Genomic DNA, 17,696 nt, shown 5'->3' with positions numbered 1-17,696 from the left:
ACATAACCGCACAGCAACAACCATTGACAAGTGTCCTGGATGTTTCTCTACTGTGAACGCTCACAGAAGCATGGCAGGCCTCCGCAGCAGGCGGTGGCCACGGTCAGGGAGATACATCCATGCCACACACGAAGCTGCGTCGCCTCGTGACCATCTCGGTCGCCGTCACACTCGGCGCCACCGCTCTTGCCGCCTGCGGCTCCTCGGACGACGGCTCCGACGACGACAACGGGGCCGGTTCGGGTCCGGTCTCGCTGACGTACTGGTCCTGGACGCCGGGCATGGACAAGGTCGCCGACCTGTGGAACGACGGCCCGGGCAAGAAGGACCAGATCAAGGTCACGGTCAAGAAGCAGGCGTCCGGCGACACTCTGGTCACCAAGATCCTCACGGCGCACAAGGCCAAGAAGGCCCCGGACCTGGTCCAGGCCGAGTACCAGGCCCTGCCGACACTGGTCAGCAACGACGCACTCGCCGACATAGCCGGCGACGTGGACGGCGTGAAGGACAAGTTCGCCGAGGGCGTCTGGCAGCAGACCACACTGGGCTCGGACGCGGTGTACGCGATCCCGCAGGACTCCGGGCCGATGATGTTCTACTACCGCCAGGACCTCTTCAAGAAGTACGGCCTCGAAGTCCCCCAGACCTGGGAGCAGTTCGCGCAGACCGCCCGCGCGCTGAAGAAGAAGTCGCCGGGCACGGACCTGACCACCTTCTCCGCCAACGACTCCGGTCTCTTCGCCGGACTCGCCCAGCAGGCGGGTGCCAAGTGGTGGACGACCGAGGGCCAGAAGTGGAAGGTCGGCATCGACGACGCGCCCACGCAGAAGGTCGCCGACTTCTGGGGCGGCCTCGTCGAGGAAGGCGCGATCGACAACCAGCCGATGTACACGCCGGCCTGGAACAAGGCGCTCAACACCGGCAAGCAGATCGCCTGGGTCAGCGCGGTCTGGGCGCCGGGCACCCTCACCACCGCCGCCCCCGACACCAAGGGCAAGTGGGCGATGGCCCCGCTGCCGCAGTGGTCCGCCACCGACGACGTCACCGGCAGCTGGGGCGGTTCGTCCACGGCCGTCACCACGGACTCGAAGCACAGGTCGGCCGCCGCGAAGTTCGCCACCTGGCTGAACACCGACCCCCAGGCGCTGACCGCGCTCGCGAAGGAGGGCGGCATCTACCCGGCCGCCACGACCGCGCAGACCAGTGACGCCTTCGCCGAGCCGCCGGCGTTCTTCTCGAACCAGCCGGACTTCTACACCCGGGCGTCCTCCATCGCGAAGACCACCGCGCCCTCCGCGTGGGGACCGAACGTGAACGTCGCGTACACCACGTTCAAGGACGCCTTCGCCTCGGCCGCGAAGAACAAGTCGGACTTCGGCGCCGCCCTGAAGACCATGCAGGACGACACCGTCGCCGACCTCGAGAAGCAGGGCTTCGAGGTCGCGGAGTGACAAGCGCACGCCGGAGGTCGTACGGGGTCAAGGGGGCCCCGTACGCCCACCCGTCTCCCACCACCACCCACGAGCGAGCGCGAAGCGCCCCCTATCTCTTCCTCCTCCCCGCGACGATCCTGTTCGCCCTCTTCTTCGCGCTGCCCATCGGCTACGCGGTGTGGATCAGCCTGCACAAGGTCCAGGTCAAGGGCCTGGGTCTCGGCGCGGGCGCCCGGAGCGAGGTCTGGGCGGGCCTGGAGAACTACACCGACTCCCTCACCGATTCCGAGCTGCTCGACGGAGCGCTGCGCGTACTCGGGTACGGCGCCATCGTGGTGCCGGTGATGCTCGGGCTCGCGCTGCTGTTCGCGCTGATGCTCGACACCGACCGGGTCCGCCTCGCGCCGTTCACCCGGCTCGCGATCTTCCTGCCGTACGCCGTTCCCGGTGTCGTCGCGGCGATGCTCTGGGGCTTCCTCTACCTGCCGGACGTCAGCCCCTTCTACTTCGTCCTCGACAAGCTGGGCATGCCGCAGCCGGACCTGCTGGACGGCGGGCCGCTGTACCTCGCGCTGTCGAACATCGCGGTGTGGGGCGGCACCGGCTTCAACATGATCGTCATCTACACCGCGCTGCAGGCCATCCCGGCCGAGGTGTACGAGGCCGCGAAGCTGGACGGCGCCACCCCGCTGCAGATCGCGATCAGGATCAAGATCCCGATGGTCGCGCCCTCACTGGTGCTGACCTTCTTCTTCTCGATCATCGCCACGCTCCAGGTGTTCAGCGAGCCGACCACCCTCAAGCCGCTCACCAACTCCGTCTCCACGACGTGGAGTCCGCTGATGAAGGTGTACCAGGACGCCTTCGGCAAGGGCGACATCCACTCGGCGGCGGCGACCGCGGTGATCATCGCCTTCGTCACGCTGCTCCTGTCCTTCGGCTTCCTGCGCGCCGCGAACTCCCGTAACAAGCAGGAGGCAGCACGATGAGTTCTCTTGCCGTCCGCAAGGCGACTCCGGCCGCGAGGACGACACCCGGCACCGCCCAGGGGCCGCCGCTGCGCCGCCGGATCGCCCTCGTCCCGACGGTGACGCTGCTGATCGGCGCGCTCTACTGTCTGCTGCCGGTGGCGTGGGTGGTGATCGCGGCGACCAAGTCGGGCAGCGAACTGTTCTCGACGTTCACGTTCCTGCCGGGCACCGGCTTCACCGAGAACATCTCCGACCTCAACGCCTACCGCGACGGCGTGTACTGGACGTGGATGGGCAACTCCGCCCTCTACGCGGGCCTCGGCGCCCTCCTGTCGACCGTCGTCTCCGCGATCAGCGGCTACGCCCTCGCGATCTACCGCTTCCGCGGCCGCGAGACCATCTTCAGCGTCCTGATGGCGGGCGTGCTGATGCCGCCGGTGATCCTCGCGATCCCGCAGTACCTCCTGATGGCCGAGGCCGACCTCACGGACTCGTACGCGTCCGTCCTGCTGCCGCTGATCCTGTCCCCGTACGGCGTGTACCTCGCGCGGATCTACGCCGCCGCGGCCGTGCCCGCCGACGTGGTCGAGGCCGGGCGGATGGACGGGGCGAGCGAGCTGCGGATCTTCACACGGATCGCGCTGCCGATGATGGTGCCCGGACTGGTGACGGTGTTCCTGTTCCAGTTCGTGGCGGTGTGGAACAACTTCCTGCTGCCGTACATCATGCTCAGCGACGACGAGAAGTTCCCGATCACCCTCGGTCTGTTCACCCTGCTCGAACAGGGCGCCAACACCCCGGCCCTCTACACACTGGTGATCACCGGCGCGCTGCTCGCGGTCGTTCCGCTCATCGCGCTCTTCCTGGTCATCCAGCGGTTCTGGAGCCTCGATCTGCTGTCGGGAGCCGTAAAGTCGTGACCATGAGCCAATCGGGGGGCCGGCGCCGACCGCCGACGATCCACGACGTCGCGCGCGAGGCGGGAGTCTCACGAGGAACCGTGTCGCGTGTCCTCAACGGCGGACACTATGTGAGCCCCACCGCGCAGGAGGCGGTCAACGCCGCCATCCGCAGGACGGGTTACGTCGTCAACCGGCACGCCCGCTCGCTGATCACCGGGCGCTCGGACTCGATCGGCTTCCTGCTCACCGAGCCGCAGGAGAGGTTCTTCGAGGACCCCAACTTCAACGTCCTGCTGCGCGGCTGCACGCAGGCACTGGCGGCGCACGACATCCCGCTGCTGCTGATGCTCGCGGGCACCGAGGACGAACGGCGCCGTATCACGCGGTACATCACCGCGGGTCACGTCGACGGGGTGCTGCTGGTGTCCAGCCATTCCGGGGACCCGGTCGCCGAGCAACTGCGGGACGCGGGCGTGCCCCTGGTCATGTGCGGCAAGCCCATCGGTGTCGGCTCCAAGGTGAGTTACGTGGCCGCGGACGACCGGGACGGCGCCCGTGACATGGTGCGCCATCTCGTGTCGCTCGGCCGTCGCCGCGTGGGTATGGTGACCGGCCCGCTGGACACGCCCGGCGGAGTCGAGCGCCTCGCCGGCTACCGGGAGGTGCTCACCGAGGCGGGCATCGACCTGGACGAGCGGCTCGTCGTGTCCGGCGACTACAGCCGCGCCAGCGGGGAGGCGGGCGCCGAGCTCCTACTGGAGCGGGTGCCGGACATGGACGCGGTCTTCGTGGCCTCGGACCTGATGGCGCAGGGCGTGCTGAGCGCGCTGCACCGGGCGGGCCGGAGCGTTCCCGGGGACGTGGCCGTGGGCGGTTTCGACGACTCCTCCGCGGCGGTCGCGTCGAGCCCCGAGCTCACCACGATCCGCCAGCCCTACGACCGCATCAGTTCCGAGATGGTCCGGGTGCTGCTCGCCCAGATCGGCGGCGAGGACCCGGCGGCGGTGATCCTGCCGACGGAACTGGTCAAACGCGAGTCCACCTGAGGTCCTTCCGGACTTTCAGGCGGCCTTCAGCGGTGGGGCGAGCAACAGGAGCACGCCCTCCGCCGAGAGGGTCACGGCCTCGGGTGAACCGGGGTCGATGGTGAGCGCGAGGCCGCGTGCGGGCCAGTGGGCCGAGATCATGCCCAGGGGCACGAGGTGGTAGCACTGGACGTCCGGCAGAGCCCTGGCCATGCGTTCCTCGGACGTGAAGACGAGGACGGCCCGGCCGGTCAGCGGGAGGGTCAGCCGCGCGGTCTTCGTCTCGTCGGCCGGCACCAGCACTCTGGTGCCGGCCAGCCGCGTCCTCGCATCGCCGTCCAGACCGTTGTGGGCCAGGACGCTCAGAGCGCGCAGGATCACGTCGGACGTGTCTTCGGAGGTGGTCGCTTCGTCGAGTGGGCCGTTCATGAGGATTCCGCTCGTGCCTCGCGGTCGGCACCATTCTGTGCCCGTCCGCGTCGAGTTGTTCTTCGCATACCCGTCGCCCGCACGCTCATGCGAGACCCGGACAGATGCCCTGTACACTGAGTGACTGCGAAGGGGAGTAGTCCTGCGAACCGGTCGTCGACACACTGGAGCCCTCGGGTTCCCGGTGGCCGGGCCCTTGTGATCACACGGGCGGACGAGACCTTCGGCCAGGCATTGCCGTGCCCGCGATCCCGCGGCGCATCCCGTCATGCCGGGCCGATCGGTTCTCCCGTCGCCCCTGCCGAGGGCGCTTCGTGAAGATCCGGGGGCCCGGTCCCTACAGAAAGCCACCGGAATGCATCTCGACCCTCTGGCGATTCTCACCGCCTTCGGGCTGATCTTCCTCGCCGAGCTGCCCGACAAGACGATGTTCGCGTCGCTGGCCATGGGCACCCGTATGCGGCCTCTCTACGTGTGGTTCGGTACGTCCACCGCGTTCGTCGTGCACGTCGCGATCGCCGTCGGCGCCGGCAGCCTCATCGGCCTGCTGCCGGACTGGACCGTCAAGTCGGTTTCGGCCGCGCTCTTCGCGTTCGGCGCTTTCATGCTGTTGCGCGGAGCCGGGGACGACGAGGAGGAGGACTCCGGCGGCCGGACCGTCACCGGCTTCTGGCCCGTCTCCACGACCGCCTTCATGGCCGTCTTCATCAGCGAGTGGGGCGATCTGACGCAGATCACGACCGCCAACCTCGCGGCCACGAACGGGGTCGCCTCCGTGGCCGTGGGCTCCGCCGCCGCCCTCATGTCGGTCTCCGCGCTCGCGCTGCTGGCGGGCCGCTTCATCGCCAAGCGCGTGCCGCTGAAGACGGTGCAGCGGATCGGCGGGATCTGCATGCTCGGCCTCGCGGTCTGGTCGCTGGTGGAGATCTTCACGGGCTGACCGTCCGCCCCGGGACGACTGGTCAGGATCGGAGAAGCGGGCTCGTACCACCCGGTCGTAGCGTGATGACACCGGCGAGAAACCGGTGGGAACCGGCACCGACACCGGTGGAATCACGACAACGGAGGAGCCCGTCATGGCCGAAGGCCTCAAGACCATCACCTACCCCGTCAAGGACCTCGCCCGGGCGAAGACACTGTTCGGCGCACTCCTGGGAGTGGAGCCGTACGTGGACGAGGCGTACTACGTGGGCTTCCGGGCGCCGGGGCGGCCGGAGGTCGGTCTCGACCCCCACGGTCACGCCAAGGGCCTGACCGGTCCCGTCCCGTACTGGCACGTCGCCGACATCAGGTCGAGCCTGGCCGCTCTCGTCGACGCGGGCGCCGAGGTCGTCCAGGACGTCCAGGACGTCGGCGGCGGCATGCTGATCGCCTCCGTGAAGGACGCGGACGGCAACGACATCGGTCTTGCCCAGGAGGCGTCCTGACCAAGGTGACCAACTGCATGCAGCTGCACTAGTTGCACGCTCAATAAATGGCCTTTTCTCTGTTACCGTGCGGATATGGCAGCAGAGAAGGCCTCTCCCCGGCTCGAGGACCAGTGGCGGGACATTCTGTCGGTGCACGCCCGCACCATGTGCGAGATCGACCGCGAGCTCCATCCGCACGGCCTGGGCGCCAGTGACTTCGAGGTGCTCGACATCCTCGCGTCGAGCACCTCGGCTGTCGGCGCGGACTCGGACGCGGGCTCCGATGCGGGCTCGGGCCGGGTCGACCAGTGCCGGGTGCAGGACATCGCCGACCGGGTCCATCTGAGCCAGAGCGCCCTGTCCCGCCTGATCGGCCGCCTGGAGAAGGACGGTCTGGTCGAGCGGAGCGTCTGCCGGGAGGACCGGCGCGGGGTCTGGGTGGCCCTCACCCGGAAGGGACGCGACCTGCACACCGAGGTGCGTCCACTGCAACGCGCCGCCCTGGCCCGCATGTTGACCGACACCGGCTCCGGCTGAATCACCGCACCGGGCGCGGGGACGGCGTACGGGCACGTCCCCGGGCGAGCACGATCGGGGAACACCGGGAGCAGCTGGGGTCGCGGACCGAACGTGCGCCTCGGCGCCCGCGTTGCGGCAATGGTCGTGCGCGGCCTCGCCCCTCGGGGCATCCTGGACCGGGCATCAGCCTCCCCACAGCGACGACCCGCATCAGGTCACCACGGCCACCCCGGTTCCTTGACGGTCGAGGGCGCCGTGTGAAGGACCGCACAGGCTGCGTCAGGGGGCATCACAGTGACCGGAGACGAAGAGCGCAGGACCGGGTTCAGCAGTTACGCGACGCGGCGCGTGGACGAATCCCTCGACGCCATCGCGGACCACTACTACGACCTCCGTCTCGAAGTACCGGGCCGGTCGGAGGACTTCCTCACCCGGCTCAGCGTGGTCGGCCTCGGCTCGTTGACCGTGGGCGACCTCAGTTTCGGCACCGAGGTGACGATGGGCTTCACGGAGCCTCGGGTGTACCACGTGGCGGTGCCGCTCACGGGCCGCTTCAGCTGTCGGCAGGGTTCCGCGGAGACGGCGTACGCCGTTCCCGGGCGCGCCGTGTTCCTCCATCCGGAGCGCGGAATCCATGTGGACGACTGGTCGGCCGACTGCCGTGTCCTCACCGTGAAGATCGAGATGCCGGCCGTGCACGAGCGGCTGGAGGCGCTGCTCGGCAGGCCGCCGCGCCCTTTCCCGCACTTCGAGCCGTACATCGACATCTCCCGTGGTCCCGGGCGCAGTTGGGCGAGCCTCGCCCAGTGGTGCCTGCTGGAACAGGACGTGGCGGGCGGACTGCTGCGCCGGCCCCTGATCCAGGCACGGACCGAACAGCTCCTCCTCGAAGGGATGCTGTACGCGTCCGGCCATTCCTACAGCGAGGAGCTGGCGGCTCCCGTGCGGGCCACGCGGCCCGCGACGGTCAGACGGGTCATGGAGGTCGTCGAGGAGCGACCGGCCGAGCACTACGACGCGGCGCGACTGGCCGCCATATCCCAGGTCGGGGTGCGCGCTCTCCAGGAGGCCTTCCGCAAACACGTGGGAATGTCCCCCACGGCCTACGTCACCGAGGTGCGCCTGCGGCGGGTGCACGAGGCACTGCTCTCGGCCGATCCCGCAACGGTCACGGTCACGGAGGTGGCGTACCGATGGGGGTTCGCGCATCTCGGGCGTTTCGCGCAGCGCTACCGGGCCCGGTTCGGGGAGTCGCCCGCGCAGACGCTGCGATCCGGGTGACGCGGGGCACCGCGCATTTCGGACAAGGACCGCGCTCAGCGGAGCGATTCCGGCACGACGGAGTCCTACCGTTGATCACGGCGCCCGTGCGCCGGGGATGAGCGGTGTCGGCGCCGTTCATCCCTCGTGACCATGAACCGGGGCGCGGGAGGGCGCGGGAGCCTGCCCGCACCCCCAGGGCCCGGCCGCTCCCCTCCGTCGTGCGGCCGGGCCCGACCTCGTACGCGTCCCGCGGGCCTCAGGCGTGAGGCCGGGCCAGCAGGGTGCGTACGCCCTGGGAGTCGAGGGTCAGTCCGTTCGGTGAGGTGGCGTCGATGGTCAGCGAGAGGTCACTGGCGGGCCACTGCGCGGCGAGCGTCCCCAGGGGCACCAGCCGGTAGCGCGACACGGACGGCAGCAGTTCCGCCATCGTCACCTCCGAGGTGAACACCGGTACCAGGGGGTCCGCGCCCGGCTGTTCGAGGACGGGCAGCGCCACGACGGTGGGGTCGCCCGCCGTCTCGTCGTCGGCGTCGTCGGGCACCGGGACCAGCACGTCACTACCGGCCAGGGTGTCCAGCGCGGCGCCGTCCTCGGCGTTCTCGGCCAGGGCGCTCAGCGCACGCTGGGCCTCCACCGTGGCGTTGTCGTTCGAGGAAATATCCATGGCACATCCAGACGTAGTGGCGAAAACAGGCCGCCCGCGACGTTCTCCGAATCGGGCGGAGCTGATTGCGTACCCGTCATGGGGAGTGCCATGCCCGCTCCATTCATCCATCACCGAACGGTCACGGAACGAACGGAAAGCCGGACGGGGGCAGCCCCGGCCGGTCACAGTCCACGCGCCGGGCCGGCGGCCCGGGCGTGCTCGCCGATGGGTGTCCGATGCGGGGCGAGGGCCGGAAACGGTCCCTGGCCCGCTCGCCGGCCCGGCGCGGCGGCAGCCGGTGGGTCGCTTCCGTTCCCGCGGCTCGAGCGCCCGGTGGTGAGAACGGACCAGTAGTGGTGACCATCGCCCACGCGACGTCCGCTCTGCGCGCCTAGCGTGGACACATGCCGATGCAACCCTGGTTTCCCGATGCCAAGCTGGGCATCTTCATCCACTACGGCATCTACGCCGTGGGCGGCGCCGCCGAGTCCTGGTCCTTCTACACGGGTGAGATGACGCACGAGCGGTACATGCGACAGCTCGACGGGTTCACCGCCTCGCGCTACGACCCGGACGCCTGGGCCGAGCTGTTCGCCCGGGTCGGCGCCCGGTACGCCGTGCTCACCGCCCGGCATCACGACGGCGTGGCCCTCTGGGACACCGGCCACCGCAACCTCGACGTGGTCCGGGACACTCCGGCAGGACGTGACCTCGTCACCGGCTTCGTCGACGCGCTGCGCGCCCGGGACCTCAAGGTCGGCCTCTACTACTCGCACTCCGACTGGAACCACCCGGACTACCCGACCGAGCGACACCCCGGGCCGCACATCGTGCCGCCCAACGGCTACTCGCACGCCGAGCCCGGCGAGGAGGACCCGAAGGCCTGGGCGCGCTATCTCACGTACCGCGACGGGCAGGTCCGTGAACTCGTCGAGCGCTTCCGGCCCGACGTCCTCTGGTTCGACGGCGAGTGGGAGCGCACCGAGGAGCAGTGGCGCATGGGCGAACTCGCCGATCTGATCCTCGCCGGCAACCCGGACACCGTCCTCAACGGCCGCATGCTCAGCCACGGCGACTACGCCACCCCGGAACAGGGCGCCCCGCTCCGGGCCCCGGGCGGCCCGTGGGAGCTGTGCCTCACGATCAACGACTCGTGGAGCCACCGGCCGCAGGACCGCGACTTCAAGTCGGTGCGCCAGCTGGTGCGGTACTTCACCGAGACCATCGGCATGGGCGGCAACCTGCTGCTGGCCGCCGGCCCTCGCGCGGACGGGACGATCCCCGAGGAACAGATCGAACGCATGGAGGGCCTGGGCGGGTGGATCGCCCGGCATTCCGACGCCGTGTACGGGACGGTCGCCGGGCTGCCCGCCGGGCACCACTACGGCCCCAGCACCCTGTCCGCCGACCGGCGCACGCTCTACCTGGTGTGCTTCGACGCCCCGCGCGACGCCGTCTCGGTACGAGGCCTGCGCAACCGAGTCCGGCGAGCCACGGTCCTCGGCACGGGTGCCGAAGTGGGGCACCACGTCACGGGTGGCCTCGACACCGTCCCCGGCGTGACCTGGATCGATGCTCCCGCGGCGGCCGACCTGGACGAGCAGGCGACAGTGATCGCCGTGGAACTCGAAGGGGAACTGGACCTCTATACGGGGGCCGGGCGCCTTTGACGGGGTGTCACCCACTCCTGATGGCCCGGCCACGGACCCGGCCGCGGCCGGGAGCGAGGCGCCGGGGACACGGGTTCCGCGAGCCCTCACGCCCCGTCAGGGGCGCGGGGGGGCGGTGCGACCAGCGACAACGCGCCCGCCGACGGCATCGAACCATCAGCGGGCGCGTTCAGACCGAGGCTCAGGCCAGCGTGGCGAGCGCCGCGTTCAGCGTCGCGGACGGCCGCATGACCGACTCGGCCTTGGCCGGATCGGGCTGGTAGTAACCACCGATCTCGGCAGGCGAACCCTGCACCGCGTTCAGCTCGGCGACGATCGTCTCCTCCTGCGAGGCGAGCGTCTCCGCGAGCGGCGCGATGACCTTCGCGAGGTCGGCGTCGTCGGTCTGCTTCGCCAGCTCCTGCGCCCAGTAGAGGGCGAGGTAGAAGTGGCTGCCGCGGTTGTCGATGCCACCGAGGCGACGGCTCGGCGACTTGTCGTGCTCCAGGAACGCGGCCGTCGCGCGGTCGAGCGTGTCGGCGAGGACCTGGGCACGCGCGTTGTCCGTGGTCTGCGCGAGGTGCTCGAAGCTGGACGCCAGCGCGAGGAACTCGCCGAGGCTGTCCCAGCGCAGGTAGTTCTCCTTGACCAGCTGCTGCACGTGCTTCGGCGCGGAACCGCCGGCGCCCGTCTCGAAGAGGCCGCCGCCGTTCATCAGCGGGACGACCGAGAGCATCTTGGCGCTGGTGCCCAGCTCCAGGATCGGGAACAGGTCGGTCAGGTAGTCGCGCAGGACGTTGCCGGTGACCGAGATCGTGTTCTCGCCGCGGCGGATGCGCTCCACGGACAGCTTGGTCGCCTCGACCGGGGCCAAGATGCGGATGTCCAGACCCTCGGTGTCGTGCTCCGGCAGGTACCGCTGGACCTTCTCGATGAGCACGGCGTCGTGGGCGCGGGTCTCGTCGAGCCAGAACACGGCCGGGTCGCCGGTGGCGCGGGCGCGGGTGACGGCCAGCTTGACCCAGTCCTTGATCGGGTCGTCCTTGGTCTGGCAGGCGCGGAAGATGTCGCCGGCGGAGACCGCCTGCTCGAGAACGACGTTCCCGGCCTCGTCGACGAGGCGGACCGTGCCGGTGGTGGGGATCTCGAAGGTCTTGTCGTGGCTGCCGTACTCCTCGGCCTTCTGCGCCATCAGACCGACGTTCGGGACCGTGCCCATCGTCGACGGGTCGTAGGCGCCGTTGGCGCGGCAGTCGTCGATGACGACCTGGTAGACACCGGAGTAGCTGCTGTCCGGGAGGACGGCGAGGGTGTCGGCCTCCTGGCCGTCCGGGCCCCACATGTGGCCGGAGGTGCGGATCATCGCCGGCATGGAGGCGTCGACGATGACGTCGGAGGGGACGTGCAGGTTGCTGATGCCCTTGTCCGAGTCGACCATGGCGAGCTCCGGACCCTCGGCGAGCTCGGCGTCGAAGGACGCCTTGATCTCGGCGCCCTCGGGCAGGGACTCGAGGCCCTTGTAGATGCCGCCGAGACCGTCGTTCGGGGTCAGGCCGGCGGTGGCGAGCGTCTCGCCGTACCGGGCGAACGTCTTCGGGAAGAAGGCGCGCACCACGTGGCCGAAGACGATCGGGTCGGAGACCTTCATCATCGTGGCCTTGAGGTGCACGGAGAACAGCACGCCGTCGGCCTTGGCCTTGGCGATCTGCGCGGTGAGGAACTCGCGCAGCGCGGCCACGTGCATGACGGAGGCGTCGACGACCTCGCCCGCGAGGACGGGTACGGACTCACGCAGGACGGTGGTGGAACCGTCGTCGCCGGTCAGCTCGATGCGCAGGGAGCCGGCCTCGGAGATCACCGTGGACTTCTCGGTGGAACGGAAGTCGTCGACGCCCATGGTCGCGACGTTCGTCTTCGACTCGGAGGTCCAGGCGCCCATGCGGTGCGGGTGGGCCTTGGCGTAGTTCTTGACCGACGCGGGGGCGCGGCGGTCGGAGTTGCCCTCGCGCAGCACCGGGTTCACGGCACTGCCCTTGACCTTGTCGTAGCGGGCGCGGATGTCGCGCTCCTCGTCGGTCTTGGGGTCGTCCGGGTAGTTCGGCAGCGCGTAGCCCTGCGACTGCAGCTCGGCGACCGCGGCCTTGAGCTGCGGGATCGAGGCCGAGATGTTCGGCAGCTTGATGATGTTGGCCCCGGGCGTCTTCGCCAGCTCGCCCAGCTCGGCGAGGGCGTCGGGGATGCGCTGCCCCTCCTCCAGGAACTCGGGGAAGAGGGCGATGATCCGCCCGGCCAGCGAGATGTCACGGGTTTCGACAGTGACACCGGCCTGCGACGCGTACGCCTGGACCACCGGCAAGAACGAATACGTCGCCAGGGCCGGGGCCTCGTCAGTGTGCGTATAGATGATGGTCGAGTCAGTCACCGGGTGCTCCGCTCCACGTCTGCAACATTGCTCGACATCAAGATATCTCGTGACGGGACGCGACCGGACAGGAGGCCGCACAACTGCGCCACGGCCCTGCCGGAGGTCAGCCCCGGGGGGCCTCGCCGGGCGCGGGCGCGACGTAGAGGCGCAGGCGGCCCCCGCGGTGCTGTTCCCAGTCGCGCGCGAACCGGGGCGGCCGTTCCTTCGGCGTCGTGAGGGCCGCGACCGGCTGCCGCTCGGCGGCCCGCACGATGTCCTCGGCGGTGGTGTTGGCGTTGTGTCCGTGGGTCTGCGCGGAGCGGCATCCCGCGTAGAAGGCGATCGGGGTCGCCCGGTGCCCGGTGAGCAGGCACGGCGGCCGTACGCCGAGGCGGCGCAGTTCGGCCGCCGTGCGGGCCCAGTCGCGGTGGCCGGCGACGGTGCGGTCCACGGTCCGGTCGAGCACCGCGTACTGCACGGCCAGGTGTCCCGCGAGGCCGAGCGTCACGAGGGTCGCGGCCACCGGTCGCCGCTTGCGGACCGACGCGGTGACCAGGTGGGTGAGCGCGTCGGCGGCCGGGACGGCGAGCAGCGCGTAGAAGGGCAGCAGGAAGCGCGGAGCGGCGTATCCGATCATGAACAGGTACGGGATGCCGGCCGTCGTGGCGCAGGCCAGGGGCAGGAGTGTGCGGGTGGTGCGTCCGGCCCTGACGGCGACCGCCAGCCCCGCGGCGGCGAGCAGCGGCAGGACGAACCACCAGAGGACCATCCACGCGGCCGGTACCGATCCGGTGCACGGACGGCACAGGGAACGGCCGCCCAGACTGCGCAACTGGTCGAGGACGGCGATGTTCCAGCCCAGTCCGCCCTGGATTGCCGACGCGTCGGCGAGCCGGGCTCCCAGGCCGCCGAAACCGATGTGTGCCTCGACGATCCACTCCGCGGCGCCGGACGCGAGCCCCGCCGCGCAGGCCAGGGGCAGCGCCGGTCGCCGCCACCCGCGGGAGCACGCCAGCACTGCGAACAGCGGGAGGGAGATCCAGACGGCGTCGGTGGGCCGCATCCACGCCATCAGTGCCGCGCTCGCCCCGACGCCCCACAGCGCCGCCCGGTCGCGGTGGTCGGCCCGGGCACGCAGGAAGCAGCCGACGCCCGCGAGCGCGCCGATGGCGACCCAGTAGTTGGGCATGGCCTGGGGGCCGTAGAAGAGGGTCACCCACAAGGTGGCGAACAGGGCACCCGCAGCGCCCAGGACACGGGCGGGAAAGAGCCCTCGCCAGGCGCGCAGGGCCAGATAGAGGCCGAGTCCGGACAGCAGTGCCAGACAGATCCTCAGCAGTGACGTCGAGGAGGACCAGGAGGCGATCGGCGCGACCAGCAGCGAGACGCCGCGGGCGCGCGGAGCGCTGAAGAACGCCGCCGGGGCGTGCCCGCTCACCTGACTGACGTACACCGACTCGTCCCAGCCGAGGCCCATCGTGGGGCGCACGAGGACCAGTTGGGCCAGCGTGAAGGCGACCGCGACCGCCGCCGGCCACCTCCGGTCCGTGGCGTCCGGCCCGATCCGGACGGTCGGCAGCGCACGGGACCGCTCCGCTCCGGCGAGCGGGGCGTTCAGGGTCCTGGCCATCGTCCACCCTTCATCCCCGCGGGCCGCAGGGCTCTTTCCGCGCCGCACGGCAGGGAACGGAAGGTGATCACCTGATAAGCAGCAAACGTGGACAAATTACCCTGAGGGATTCGGATGCGCAGGACGAGGGCGCGCAGGTGCCGGAGCATCTCCGCCTCGGCGGTGACGAAAGCGATCAGCCGCTTGCTCACGTACCGGCGGTTTCGTGAAGCGCCGGCAGGACCGGGCCGGACCCGGCGCCGTCCTGGAGTGGCCACAGTGATCCACCTCGTACCGTCCCCCGCCGCTCCCCCGTGCGACCTGCGGACGGTCCTGCGCCGACCGGTCCGCCGACGGGCCGGGGGACGGTTCCCGCTGTGAGGCACGCACCGGCAGCGGCGCCCGTTCCCCTGCGGCCCTCGTCGTGCTCCGGCGGTGGCGGGAGCGGCATTCCCGCCCCAACCTCCCTCGCACAAAAGCCACTTGCCACCGCTCCTCGCACCGCCCTCGCTACGATCTCCGGCGTGTGCGCAAACATCATGGTCGCTGAAGACGACGCGAAGCAGGCCGAACTGGTGCGCCGGTACCTGGAGCACGAGGGGCACTCGGTCATGGTCGTCGAGGACGGCCGTACGGCTCTCGAGGAGGTCCGGCACCGGGAGCCGGACCTGCTCGTCCTCGACGTGATGATGCCCCGGGCCGACGGCCTGGACGTGGTCAGGATCCTGCGCGCGGAGAGCCGGGAGGTGCCGGTGCTCATGCTCACGGCCCGCAGCACCGAGGACGACCTGCTGCTCGGTCTGGATCTCGGCGCCGACGACTACATGACCAAGCCGTTCAGCCCTCGTGAGCTGATGGCCCGGGTGCGGACACTGCTGCGCCGCAGCCGGGGTTCCGCCGGCCCGGCGGCGCTCTCCTCCCCGCCCGGCCCCGCACCCACCGCCGAGGACGAGGCACTGTCGGTCGGCACGCTCAAGGTCGATCCGGTCCGGCACGAGGTGTCGGTCGCGGGGACGCCGGTCGTGTGCACGCCCGGCGAGTTCCGCATCCTCGTCGCCATGGCGGCGGAGCCCGACCGCGTCTTCACGAGGCAACGGCTCCTCGAGGAGCTGCACGGCTTCGACAAGTACATCAGTGGCCGAACGGTCGACGTGCACGTCATGAACCTGCGCAAGAAGATCGAGCGCGACCCCCGGCGCCCGACCCGGCTGCTCACCGTCTTCGGGGTCGGCTACAAGCTGACGGACCCCTCGAAGAAGGCACCTCGTGCGTCGTCGTGACGAGCGGACGCGGCTGCCGCTGCGCCGCAGCCTGCTCGGCCGGCTGCTGACCGTGTCGGCGCTGGTGGCCTCGTGTTCGGTCGCCGCCACCGCGTGGCTCGCCGTGCAGACGACCTCCGGCGCGATCCGCCAGGAACAGGGGCAGAACCTCAGCGCCGACGCCGAGATCTACAACACCCTGCTCGGCCATGCGGCCACCCACCCGGGCTGGGAGGGGGTCGACGGCACGGTGCGACGGCTGGCCCGGAAGTCCGAACGCCGGATCGTGCTGACCACCCAGGACCGGCGGCCGCTCTTCGACTCCTCCGACGACCCGCGCGGTGGCTCCGCCCCCGCTTCTTCCGCCCCGCTGCCACCGCAGGCCTCGGCGGTCGTGGACCCGCTGTCCGTCGACACCGTCCTGGTGCCCGACGCCGCCTCGGCGGGCGAGGACCGCGTCGATCCACGCGCGGTGGGTCCCTTCCTGCTGCCCGCGAAGGAACGCGAGGTCGTGCGCAGGGCCACTGCCCAAAGCGTGAAGTGCCTCGGTGCGGCGGGCATCGCCGCCGACATCGTCGAGAGCCCGAGCGGGCGGTCCCGCGTCCAGTTCGTGAGCAGTGAGACCGACCGCGACACGGAACTGAAGTGTCTGACGAGCTTCTCGGCCGGTCCCACGGCGACCGAGAGGAAGGCCCTGCGCGCACTCGACCAACTGGCCGATGCCTGCCTGAAACGGCAGGGGCGCACGGGAGTGAGACTGAACCTGGACCTGTCCTGGGACCGGGGATACGGGTCGGACGGCCGGGATCTCGGCCAGTCGGCCGCGCTTCCCTCGACCGGTGGGAACCTCACGGACGAGGAGGCGGCGGTGCTGGCCGAGAAGCGGGCGGCCGACGAGAAGGCGGCGCTGGCGGAAGCGGCCAGGCGGAAGGCGACCGAGGCCGACGGGCTCGCCGACCGACCGCCTGCCGCTCGCAGCAGCAAGCACGACCGGGCCATCGCCTCCTGCGTCGGCAGCGCCCGACGCGAACAGCTCACGTCCTATGTCGCCGCGCCCGCACTGCTGTTCATCGACAGTCCCGACGCCGTCAGCGTGCCCGGCTTCGATCTGTCACCGGCCAACACGGCACGCATCGCGGGGGTCACGGCCCTCGTCCTCGCCCTCACCGTCGGCGCCTCGGTACTCGCCGGAGCCAGGCTCGTACGCCCGTTGCACGCGCTCACCGGCGCCGCTCAGCGGATGCGGGACGGCCTGGACTCGGCGCCCGTCCCGGTCGGCTCGGACAACGAGATCGGGCGGCTGGCGGCGACGTTCAACGACATGGCCGCTCATCGGGCCAGGCTGGAGGAGCAGCGCAAGGTGATGGTCAGCGACGTCGCCCATGAGCTGCGTACCCCGTTGAGCAACATCCGTGGCTGGCTGGAGGCGGCGCAGGACGGTCTGGCGGAGCCGGACCCGGCGTTCGTGTCCTCGCTCCACGAGGAGGCGGTGCAGCTCCAGCACATCATCGACGATCTGCAGGATCTGGGGGCGGCCGACGCGGGCGAGCTGCGCCTGCACCTGGAGCCCGTCCGCGTCGGCGACCTGCTCGGCCAGGTCGCCGCGGCTCATCAGGGGCTGGCCGAGACCGCGGGCGTCACCCTGACGGTGTCCCCGGTGGCGCCCGACGCCCCGCTTCCACCGCTCGACGCCGATCCCGTACGACTGCGCCAGGCCGTCAGCAACCTGCTCTCCAACGCGGTACGCCACACACCGTCCGGCGGCAGGGTGACGCTGCGCGCGTTCGTCACCGGCTCCGGGGACGAGGTGGCCGTGGAGGTGTCCGACACCGGCGGTGGCATCCCGGAGGCCGACGTGCCCCACGTGTTCGACCGCTTCTGGCGGGCGGAGAAGTCCCGCAACCGGAGCACCGGCGGCAGCGGCCTCGGGCTGGCGATCGTCCTCAAGCTCGCCGAGGCCCATGGCGGCAGGGCGAGCGTGACCAGTACCGAAGGGCAGGGCTCGGTCTTCACCCTGTGGCTGCCGACCGTGCCGGGCGGGGCCGGGCGGGAGGGGCCCGGGGAGTCCGCCGCACGGCCCTGATGCGATGACCATGACGCTCTGACAGCTTCTTCACAAGTGATCGCCAGTCTGGGGCCGAGCCCGGAACCTGGTGCGGCTCGGCATCCAGGTACCAC

General features: G+C 70.5%; 15 protein-coding genes. 11 read left to right on the top strand and 4 right to left on the bottom strand.

Features of this window, described 5'->3' with window-relative positions; all coding sequences use genetic code 11:
- Window positions 1–119 precede the first annotated feature (119 nt).
- The 4 genes from O1Q96_RS18115 to O1Q96_RS18100 are packed head-to-tail and all read left to right on the top strand — an operon-like array spanning window position 120 to window position 4,352.
- Window positions 120–1,451: a type 2 periplasmic-binding domain-containing protein gene (locus tag O1Q96_RS18115; protein WP_269249175.1), complete on the top strand. Its 1,332-nt coding sequence runs from the start codon at window positions 120–122 to the stop codon at window positions 1,449–1,451.
- Entirely contained in the window at window positions 1,448–2,422 is a 975-nt protein-coding gene (locus tag O1Q96_RS18110) for a carbohydrate ABC transporter permease (RefSeq protein WP_269249174.1), read from the top strand. Before O1Q96_RS18115 ends, O1Q96_RS18110 begins: the two co-directional genes overlap by 4 nt.
- Entirely contained in the window at window positions 2,419–3,324 is a 906-nt protein-coding gene (locus O1Q96_RS18105) for a carbohydrate ABC transporter permease (protein WP_269249173.1), read from the top strand. The genes O1Q96_RS18110 and O1Q96_RS18105 overlap by 4 nt, the downstream gene beginning before the upstream one ends.
- Window positions 3,321–4,352 (top strand): LacI family DNA-binding transcriptional regulator, encoded by a 1,032-nt coding sequence (locus tag O1Q96_RS18100; protein WP_269249172.1) that lies wholly within the window; start codon window positions 3,321–3,323, stop codon window positions 4,350–4,352. The genes O1Q96_RS18105 and O1Q96_RS18100 overlap by 4 nt, the downstream gene beginning before the upstream one ends.
- Window positions 4,353–4,367: 15 nt before the next feature.
- Here O1Q96_RS18100 and O1Q96_RS18095 read toward each other — a convergent pair whose 3' ends face one another.
- Complete coding sequence (locus tag O1Q96_RS18095) at window positions 4,368–4,760, bottom strand: SseB family protein (protein WP_269249171.1); 393 nt, start codon at window positions 4,758–4,760, stop codon at window positions 4,368–4,370.
- 355 nt (window positions 4,761–5,115) lie between these two features.
- Between O1Q96_RS18095 and O1Q96_RS18090 the strand changes: the two genes are divergently transcribed.
- The 4 genes from O1Q96_RS18090 (at window position 5,116) to O1Q96_RS18075 (ending at window position 7,969) form a co-directional block, all read left to right on the top strand.
- A complete protein-coding gene (locus O1Q96_RS18090; RefSeq protein ID WP_269249170.1) occupies window positions 5,116–5,700 on the top strand; it encodes a TMEM165/GDT1 family protein in 585 nt (194 codons plus the stop codon).
- Window positions 5,701–5,836: 136 nt separating this feature from the next.
- On the top strand, window positions 5,837–6,187 hold the full coding sequence (locus tag O1Q96_RS18085) for a VOC family protein (protein ID WP_269249169.1): 351 nt from the start codon (window positions 5,837–5,839) through the stop codon (window positions 6,185–6,187).
- Between the two features lie 75 nt (window positions 6,188–6,262).
- The gene (locus tag O1Q96_RS18080; RefSeq protein ID WP_269249168.1) at window positions 6,263–6,706 is read left to right on the top strand and encodes a MarR family winged helix-turn-helix transcriptional regulator; all 444 of its coding nucleotides are present in this window, start codon (window positions 6,263–6,265) and stop codon (window positions 6,704–6,706) included.
- 276 nt (window positions 6,707–6,982) lie between these two features.
- Window positions 6,983–7,969, top strand: coding sequence for an AraC family transcriptional regulator (locus tag O1Q96_RS18075; RefSeq protein WP_269249167.1), 987 nt, complete (start codon window positions 6,983–6,985; stop codon window positions 7,967–7,969).
- Window positions 7,970–8,207: 238 nt separating this feature from the next.
- On the opposite strand, the gene O1Q96_RS18070 is transcribed toward O1Q96_RS18075, so the two are convergent.
- Window positions 8,208–8,615 (bottom strand): SseB family protein, encoded by a 408-nt coding sequence (locus O1Q96_RS18070; RefSeq protein WP_269249166.1) that lies wholly within the window; start codon window positions 8,613–8,615, stop codon window positions 8,208–8,210.
- 386 nt (window positions 8,616–9,001) lie between these two features.
- Between O1Q96_RS18070 and O1Q96_RS18065 the strand changes: the two genes are divergently transcribed.
- On the top strand, window positions 9,002–10,267 hold the full coding sequence (locus O1Q96_RS18065; RefSeq protein WP_269249165.1) for an alpha-L-fucosidase: 1,266 nt from the start codon (window positions 9,002–9,004) through the stop codon (window positions 10,265–10,267).
- Between the two features lie 181 nt (window positions 10,268–10,448).
- On the opposite strand, the gene O1Q96_RS18060 is transcribed toward O1Q96_RS18065, so the two are convergent.
- Both O1Q96_RS18060 and O1Q96_RS18055 read right to left on the bottom strand, forming a co-directional pair.
- Window positions 10,449–12,668 carry an NADP-dependent isocitrate dehydrogenase gene (locus O1Q96_RS18060; protein WP_269249164.1) on the bottom strand — a complete coding sequence of 740 codons (2,220 nt, stop codon included), beginning with the start codon at window positions 12,666–12,668 and terminating at the stop codon, window positions 10,449–10,451.
- Window positions 12,669–12,774: 106 nt separating this feature from the next.
- The gene (locus O1Q96_RS18055) at window positions 12,775–14,280 is read right to left on the bottom strand and encodes a glycosyltransferase family protein (RefSeq protein WP_269249163.1); all 1,506 of its coding nucleotides are present in this window, start codon (window positions 14,278–14,280) and stop codon (window positions 12,775–12,777) included.
- Between the two features lie 518 nt (window positions 14,281–14,798).
- Between O1Q96_RS18055 and O1Q96_RS18050 the strand changes: the two genes are divergently transcribed.
- The gene (locus O1Q96_RS18050) at window positions 14,799–15,539 is read left to right on the top strand and encodes a response regulator transcription factor (protein WP_269253632.1); all 741 of its coding nucleotides are present in this window, start codon (window positions 14,799–14,801) and stop codon (window positions 15,537–15,539) included.
- Window positions 15,526–17,601, top strand: a complete 2,076-nt coding sequence (locus O1Q96_RS18045; protein WP_269249162.1) for a sensor histidine kinase — start codon at window positions 15,526–15,528, stop codon at window positions 17,599–17,601. Before O1Q96_RS18050 ends, O1Q96_RS18045 begins: the two co-directional genes overlap by 14 nt.
- Window positions 17,602–17,696 lie beyond the last annotated feature (95 nt).

The organism is Streptomyces aurantiacus, from assembly GCF_027107535.1.
In the GTDB taxonomy this organism is placed as follows: Bacteria; Actinomycetota; Actinomycetes; order Streptomycetales; family Streptomycetaceae; genus Streptomyces.
This window is presented reverse-complemented; position numbering and strand designations above follow the sequence as displayed.

What these genes read in the sequence shown, in the direction of transcription:
- O1Q96_RS18050 (WP_269253632.1), top strand. Translation starts at nt 14,799, where the DNA reads ATGGTCGCTGAAGACGACGCGAAGCAGGCCGAACTGGTGCGCCGGTAC.
- O1Q96_RS18055 (WP_269249163.1), bottom strand. Translation starts at nt 14,280, where the DNA reads ATGGCCAGGACCCTGAACGCCCCGCTCGCCGGAGCGGAGCGGTCCCGT.
- O1Q96_RS18105 (WP_269249173.1), top strand. Translation starts at nt 2,419, where the DNA reads ATGAGTTCTCTTGCCGTCCGCAAGGCGACTCCGGCCGCGAGGACGACA.
- O1Q96_RS18070 (WP_269249166.1), bottom strand. Translation starts at nt 8,615, where the DNA reads ATGGATATTTCCTCGAACGACAACGCCACGGTGGAGGCCCAGCGTGCG.
- O1Q96_RS18090 (WP_269249170.1), top strand. Translation starts at nt 5,116, where the DNA reads ATGCATCTCGACCCTCTGGCGATTCTCACCGCCTTCGGGCTGATCTTC.
- O1Q96_RS18065 (WP_269249165.1), top strand. Translation starts at nt 9,002, where the DNA reads ATGCCGATGCAACCCTGGTTTCCCGATGCCAAGCTGGGCATCTTCATC.
- O1Q96_RS18115 (WP_269249175.1), top strand. Translation starts at nt 120, where the DNA reads ATGCCACACACGAAGCTGCGTCGCCTCGTGACCATCTCGGTCGCCGTC.
- O1Q96_RS18095 (WP_269249171.1), bottom strand. Translation starts at nt 4,760, where the DNA reads ATGAACGGCCCACTCGACGAAGCGACCACCTCCGAAGACACGTCCGAC.
- O1Q96_RS18085 (WP_269249169.1), top strand. Translation starts at nt 5,837, where the DNA reads ATGGCCGAAGGCCTCAAGACCATCACCTACCCCGTCAAGGACCTCGCC.
- O1Q96_RS18080 (WP_269249168.1), top strand. Translation starts at nt 6,263, where the DNA reads ATGGCAGCAGAGAAGGCCTCTCCCCGGCTCGAGGACCAGTGGCGGGAC.